A 7,275-nucleotide genomic window follows, 5' to 3' on the forward strand; every position below is an offset into this window, starting at 1 on the left:
CAGGGCCACGGCCCGGCGGCGGGCCGGGCGGGCGGCCGGGGCCGCCTGGACCGGGGCCAGGCCCCGGGCCGTAGCCCGGTGGCGGATAGGGCTGCGCATTGGCAGCGGTGGCCAGCGGGATGGCGGCGGCCAGGGCGGCAAAGGCGCCACCCAGCAGGCGACGGCGATTCAGCATCTCTTCCTCCTTCCCATGGCGCGCGGGGCGCCACGGTGCATGGATGCCAGCCGGTCGAGTGAACAGTAACCGGCCTTCAGGAAGAGAGTTCCGCCCCAGCATGGCAATGCTGGGGCGGAATAGTGTCGAACTATGCCGAAGTTAAAGGAAGTCGTTCAGATATCGGCGTAGCAATGCGTCTCGGCCTCGCCACCCGGATGCGTGACGGCACCCAGATGAGCCGGGCCCACCAACTGCGCGTACTTCCACAGGGCACCGGCATTGTAGTCGGTGCCACGCGGCTTCCACTCGGCGCGGCGCTTGGCCATTTCCTCGTCGGACAACACTACCTCGATCGTGCCGGTCGTGGCGTCGATGATGATCTTGTCACCGTTCTTCACCAAACCGATCGGCCCGCCGACCGCTGCTTCCGGCCCGACATGGCCGACGCAGAAGCCGCGCGTGCCGCCGGAGAAGCGGCCGTCGGTGATCAGCGCCACGGCCTCGCCCATCCCCTGGCCGTAGATGGCCGCGGTGGTGGAGAGCATTTCCCGCATGCCCGGGCCGCCCTTCGGGCCTTCGTAGCGGATGACGATGACATCGCCCGCCTTGTAGGCGCGCTGCTCGACGGCGGCGAAGGCGTCTTCCTCGCAATCGAAGCACAGCGCGGTGCCTTCGAAGCGCTGCACCTTCAGGCCGGCCACCTTCACGATGGCACCGTCCGGCGCCAGGTTGCCCTTCAGGCCGACCACGCCACCCGTGGGGGTGATGGCCTTGCTGACGGGGTAGATGACGTCCTGGTCGGTCGGAAACACCACGTCCTTGTGGTTCTCGGCCAGGGTCTTGCCGGTCACGGTCATGCAGTCGCCATGCAGCAGGCCGGCATCCAGCAGCGCCTTGATGATGACCGGGATGCCGCCGACATTGTGCACGTCCAGCGCCACGTACTTCCCGCCCGGCTTCAGGTCGGCGATGTAGGGGGTGCGGCGCATGATGGCGGCCACGTCGTCCATGGTGAAGCGGATGCCCGCCTCATGTGCCATGGCTGGCAAATGCAGGCCGGCGTTGGTGGAGCCGCCGGTGGCACCGACGACCACGGCCGCGTTCTCCAGCGCCTTCAGCGTGACGATGTCCCGCGGGCGGATGTTCTTCTTCAGCAGCTCCATCACCGCGCGGCCGGAGGCGACGGCCCAGCGGTCACGGTCCTCATACGGCGCGGGCGCGCCGGCGGAGCCGGGCAGCGCCAGGCCGATGGCCTCGGAGACCGTCGCCATGGTGTTGGCGGTGAACTGGCCGCCGCAGGCGCCGGCGCTCGGGCAGGCCACGCATTCCAGGGCGTGCAGGTCCTCGTCCGACATGTTGCCGGCGGCGTGCTGGCCCACGGCCTCGAACACGTCCACCACGGTCACGTCACGGCCCTGGAACTTACCGGGCAGGATGGAGCCGCCATAGATGAACACGCTGGGCACGTTCAGGCGCAGCATGGCCATCATCATGCCGGGCAGCGACTTGTCGCAGCCCGCCAGGGTGACCATGGCATCGTAGGAGTGGCCGCGCATGGTCAGCTCGACCGTGTCGGCGATGGCGTCGCGCGAGGCGAGCGAAGACTTCATGCCCTGGTGGCCCATGGCGATGCCGTCGGTCACCGTGATGGTGGTGAATTCGCGCGGGGTGCCGAAGCCTTCCTTCACGCCCTTCTTCACGCTCTGCGCCTGCCGGCTCAGCGCGATGTTGCAGGGGGCGGCTTCGTTCCAGCAGGTGGCGACGCCCACCAGCGGCTGGGCGATCTCCTCCTCGGTCATGCCCATCGCATAGTAGTAGGAGCGGTGCGGCGCACGCTCCGGGCCGACACTCACATGGCGGCTCGGCAGGTGCGACTTATCCCAAACGTACTCAGCCATGCGGGCGAACCTTTCTTCATTGCGTCCCGCCCGTGGTATCGCGCAACAGTCTTTCGCACGCAACCACCCCGGCCATGGTTCAGGCCGGGGTTCTGCGATGCGTTTTCCTCAGACCCGCCGGGCAGGAGCGTCTGGATGGTCGAGATGACCATGCAGACGCGTATCCTTCATGGAGAAGGCGGAGACAAGCGAGATCACCGCGAAGGCCGAGACGTACCAGAAGAAGTAATGCTCCACCCCCCAGCTCTTCAGCTGTAGGGCCACGTACTCGGCCGTGCCGCCGAACAGGGAGTTGGAGATGGCATAGCCGAGGCCGACGCCCAGGGCGCGGATCTGCGGCGGGAACAGCTCCGCCTTCACCACGCCGCTGATGGACGTGTAAAAGCTGACGATGAACAGCGCCGCCAGGATCAGCGCGAAGGCGGCGCCGGAGGTGGTGACGCCGCCCAGCACCGTCAGCAGCGGCACGGTCATGACCGCGGTGCCGACGCCGAAGACCAGCAGGCAGGCACGGCGGCCGATGCGGTCCGACAACGCGCCCAGCAGTGGCTGCAGGCACATGTAGCAGAACAGCACCGCCGTCATGGTGATGCTGGCACGCTCCACGCTGAAGCCGGCGCTGTTGACCAGGAATTTCTGCATGTAGGTCGTGTAGGTATAGAAGGCGAGGCTGCCGCCCGCCGTCAGGCCGATGACCTGCAGCAGCGGCTTCGGGTGCGCCAGCAGCAGGCTGATGGTCCCTGCCCCTTCGGAAGCCCGGTCCTTCGCCGTCGTCGTCTCGTGCAGCGCGCGGCGCAGGAACAGCGCGATCACGGCCGTGCCGGCACCAATGAAGAACGGAATCCGCCAGGCCCAGGCACGGATCTCATCGCCCGTGTAGACCGCCTGCAGCACCACCACCACCAGCAGCGCCAGCAACTGGCCGCCGATGAGCGTGACGTACTGGAAGGAGGAGAAGAAGCCGCGGTGCCGGGCGGTGGCCACCTCGCTCATATAGGTGGCGCTGGTGCCGTACTCGCCGCCGACGGACAGGCCCTGCAACAGGCGGGCGACCAGCAGCAGCACCGGGGCCGCGACGCCGATGGAGTCGTAGGTCGGCAGCACCGCGATCATCAACGAGCCGAAGCACATCATCAGCACGGAGATGACCATCGAGGCCTTGCGGCCGCTGCGGTCGGCGATGCGGCCGAACAGCCAGCCGCCGACCGGGCGCATCAGGAAGCCGACGGCGAAGATGGCCGCCGTGCTCAGCAATTGCGCGGTCGGGTCACCCTTGGGGAAGAAGGCGGGGGCGAAGTACAGCGCCGTCGCCGCATACACGTAGAAGTCGTACCACTCGACCAGATTGCCGGAAGACCCCCCGACGATCGCCATGACGCGTTTGCGCGTGTCATGGGGATCGACGGGGGCGGCGGTGTCCGGTGCCATTGCCATTGTCGCTACCCCTCACAGCGTGATCGCCGCAGGCTGAGGTAGCCAAGGGCGCCGACCACGCGATCCAATACAAGGTGAGAGCGTGCCTGCAGGTTGCTGGCACGCTCTCAGTGGAGCGACGTTCTTCCACGCGCACCGGCTTTGTGCGCGTGAACAATCGGCAATACCCCGTCCAGATTTCCTGGCGGGTTTCAGTCGCTGATGCGGGAAAGCGCCGCATCCAGCCGCGCCGTCTCCGCCTGCGCGGCGGCGAGGCGCTCCCGGTTCTCCTCCACCACTTCCGGCTTGGCGCGGGAGATGAAGTCCTGGTTGGAGAGCTTGGCGGTCACCTTCTCCGCCTCCACTTCCGACTTTGCCTTCTCTTTCAACAAACGTGCGCGTTCGGCGCCGAGGTCGATGACATCGGCCAGCGGCAGCAGCACCGTGGCTTCGTCCACCACCACCTGCGCCACGCCCTTCGGCGCATCGCCTTCCAGCGCCCGCACCTCGGTCGCGCGACCCAGGCGGCGGATCGCGTCGATCCAGCGCCCAGCGCGGGCCAGGGTTTCCGTGGACGCACCGGAGAGCAGCAGCGGCACCAGCACGGACGGCGCCACGTTCATCTCGCTGCGCACGGCGCGCACCTCGGTGACCAGCTTCACCACCCAGTCCAGCTCGGCGCGGGCATCCTCTGCGCCCGGCACGGCCACCGGAGTCGGCCAGGGGGTGCGGATCAGGCTGAACTCCGGGCCATAGCCGAAGCGGTCCCACAGCTCCTCGGTGATGTAGGGCATTACCGGGTGCAGCAGGCGCAGGATGGTGCCCAGCACGTGCTGCGCCACGCCCTTCACTTCCGCCTTCTCCGCCCCCTCGGGCCCGTTCAGCGCCGGCTTGGCGAATTCCAGGAACCAGTCGCAGAAGCCGTTCCAGACGAAGCGGTAGCAGGCGTTGGCGTAGTCATCCATCCGGTACGCCTCCAGCGCCGCATCGGCCTCGGCGATGGCGTTGTTGGCGGCGTCCAGGATCCAGCGGGCCAGCGGCGTCTGCACCTTCGTCGGGTCGAAAGACGCATCGGGGGCGATGCCGTTCATCTCGCAGAACCGCGCGGCGTTCCACAGCTTGGTGCCGAAGCTGCGGAAGTCTTCCACGCGCTTGCGGCCCAGCTTCACGTCGCGCCCCGGCGTGGCGAGGGAGGCGATGGTGAAGCGCAGCGCGTCCGTGCCGAAATTCTCGATCAGCTCGAGCGGGTCGATGACGTTGCCCTTGGACTTCGACATCTTCTGGCCCTTCTCGTCACGGACGAGGCCATGGATGTAGACCGTCTTGAACGGCACGCCGCCCATGAAGTGGTGGCCCATCATCATCATCCGGGCGACCCAGAAGAAGATGATGTCCCAGCCCGTGACCAGCACGTCGCCGGGATAATATTTTTCGAGTTCCGTCGTCTTCTGCGGCCAGCCAAGGGTGCTGAACGGCCAAAGAGCAGAGCTGAACCACGTATCCAGCACGTCCTCGTCGCGCGTCAGCGTGACGTCGGCGCCCAGCTTGGCGCGGGCCTCGGCATAGGCCTCGTCCTCGGTCTTGGCGACGAAGACGCTGCCATCCGGCGCGTACCAGGCCGGGATCTGGTGGCCCCACCACAGCTGGCGGCTGACGCACCAGGGCTGGATGTCGCGCATCCAGGAGAAGAAGATGTTCTCGAAGTGCTTCGGCACGAACTCGGTCGCGCCGGTCTCCACCGCCTCGATGGCCGGCTTCGCCAGGGTCGCGGCGTCGCAGTACCACTGCAGCGTCAGCCGCGGTTCGATCGGCACGCCGGAGCGGTCGCCATGCGGGACGGCGTTGTTGTGCGGCTCGATCTTCTCCAGCAGCTCCAGCCGCTCCAGCTCCGCCACGATCGCCTTGCGGGCAGCGAAGCGGTCCTGGCCGGCCAGGCCGCGCACGAAGCCGGGCTCCGCCACGCCATCCACTTCGCGCAGCTCGCCTTCGATCTCGTCCAGCCAGATTGCGCCGTCGGCGTCCAGGATGGAGGGCATGCCGAGGCCATGCCGCTTGCCCACCGCGAAGTCGTTGAAGTCGTGCGCCGGCGTGATCTTCACCGCGCCCGAGCCTTTCTCCGGGTCCGAATACTCATCGGCCACGACGGGGATGCGGCGGCCGGTCAGCGGCAGGATGACGAACTTGCCGACGAGATCCTTGAACCGCTCGTCATCCGGATGCACGGCCACGGCGGTATCGCCCAGCATCGTTTCCGGCCGCGTGGTGGCGACGACGAGGAAACGCCCCGCCTCCCCCTCCACCGGGTAACGCAGATGCCAGAGGCTGCCCTTCATCTCCTTGTTCTCGACCTCGAGGTCGGAGATGGCGGTCTGGAACTTCGGGTCCCAGTTCACCAGCCGGCGGTCGCGGTAGATCAGCCCCTGCTTGTGCAGGGTGACGAACACCTCCCGCACCGCCTCGGACAGGCCGGCATCCATGGTGAAGCGCTCGCGCGGCCAGTCCAGGCTGGCGCCCAGGCGGCGCAGCTGGCGGGTGATGGTGCCGCCGGATTGCGCCTTCCACTCCCACACATGCTCGACGAACTTCTCCCGCCCGATCTCCCGGCGGTTGACCCCCTGCCCGGCCAGCAGCCGCTCCACCACCATCTGGGTGGCGATGCCGGCATGGTCGGTGCCCGGCTGCCACAGGGCATCGCGGCCCTGCATGCGGCGCCAGCGGACCAGCGTGTCCTGGATGGTGAAGGTCAGCGCGTGGCCGATATGCAGGCTGCCCGTGACGTTGGGCGGCGGGATCATGATGGTGAAGGGCTCGGCCGCGCTGTCGGGCCGGGCGCCGAAGGCACCGGATGCCTCCCACCCTTCATAGATGCGTTGTTCGAAGCTGGCGGGCGAGAGGGTCTTGTCGAGCATGCAGGACGCTTGATGGCCCGGCGGCGCAACGTCAAGAGGCAGCTGCGATTCCGCCGGGCAGGCCTGCGCTTGCGGCTTGGGCGGGGCGTTAGTCCCCAGGCGCCGCGGCGTAACCTGTCCCATGCGTCCGCAGAGCACGCCCTATACCTGTGTTCGATCGCCGGATTAGCGCTTCCCGTGATTCCCCCTCAGGCGATCACGCTCTAGCTTCGTGGCGGTCCCATCAGCCGGGCGATCTCGGACTTGACGATCTGCTCCACCATGCCGGGCAGGTGCTGGTCCAGCCAGGCCTTCAGCAGCGGCCGCAGCTCCTCCCGCACCACGTCCTCGATGCTGGCGCCGCCGCGGCTGACGGGGGCGGCGCGGTCGCCAGAGACGGCGCGGGCCAGCTCCCCCAGCGCCGCCGCCGTGGCCGCCGCGGCGGCGGGGGCCAAAAGGGCGTGCAGGTCCTGCGCCGCCGGCCCGCCGGGCGGCGGGCTCGGATGGATGGCGATCACGTCCGGCTGCGGGGTGGAAGGAGTCACGGGCTGCGGCTCGCTCGGCAGCAGCATGGCCTCGGTCAGCTCCAGCGGCGTTTCCGGCGGGGCGGCCTTCTCCTCCTCATTCAGGATGTCCCGGATGGAGGCCAGGATATCCTCCATGGAGGGGTCGGGCGGGGTGTTGTCACGGGCGGTCATCAGCGCGGCACCTCCATGCCCGAGACGTCGCCGGTGCCGAACCACTTGTTACGCACGGTGCGGTAATAGGCTTCCATGTCGTAGAGCGGCACCGGCAGCGCCAGGTCCTTCGCCGTCAGCCGGCCTACCGCCGCCGCCAGCGAATAGCTGCTCGTCACCACGTTCGACAGCGCCTGCACCAGCGACACCCGCGCGTTCAGCAGCTCCTGCTCCGCGTTCAG

4 protein-coding genes and 1 pseudogene are annotated in these 7,275 nt (G+C 68.0%); all 5 read right to left on the reverse strand.

The annotated features are described in order from the left end of the window. Window positions 1-330: 330 nt before the first annotated feature. Entirely contained in the window at window positions 331-2,055 is a 1,725-nt protein-coding gene (ilvD, locus tag IBL26_RS24810; protein WP_187787185.1) for a dihydroxy-acid dehydratase, read from the reverse strand. 108 nt (window positions 2,056-2,163) lie between these two features. Beyond that, window positions 2,164-3,483: an MFS family transporter gene (locus tag IBL26_RS24815; RefSeq protein WP_408901972.1), complete on the reverse strand. Its 1,320-nt coding sequence runs from the start codon at window positions 3,481-3,483 to the stop codon at window positions 2,164-2,166. A gap of 197 nt (window positions 3,484-3,680) precedes the next feature. Next, window positions 3,681-6,377 carry a valine--tRNA ligase gene (locus IBL26_RS24820; protein WP_187787187.1) on the reverse strand — a complete coding sequence of 899 codons (2,697 nt, stop codon included), beginning with the start codon at window positions 6,375-6,377 and terminating at the stop codon, window positions 3,681-3,683. 203 nt (window positions 6,378-6,580) lie between these two features. Next, window positions 6,581-7,054: a DUF2497 domain-containing protein gene (locus IBL26_RS24825; RefSeq protein WP_187787188.1), complete on the reverse strand. Its 474-nt coding sequence runs from the start codon at window positions 7,052-7,054 to the stop codon at window positions 6,581-6,583. Further along, window positions 7,054-7,275: pseudogene (locus IBL26_RS24830) on the reverse strand (hypothetical protein); the annotation flags it as partial. The pseudogene IBL26_RS24830 and the gene IBL26_RS24825, both read right to left, overlap by 1 nt.

Source organism: Teichococcus aerophilus (assembly GCF_014490485.1).
GTDB lineage: Bacteria > Pseudomonadota > Alphaproteobacteria > Acetobacterales > Acetobacteraceae > Pseudoroseomonas > Pseudoroseomonas aerophila.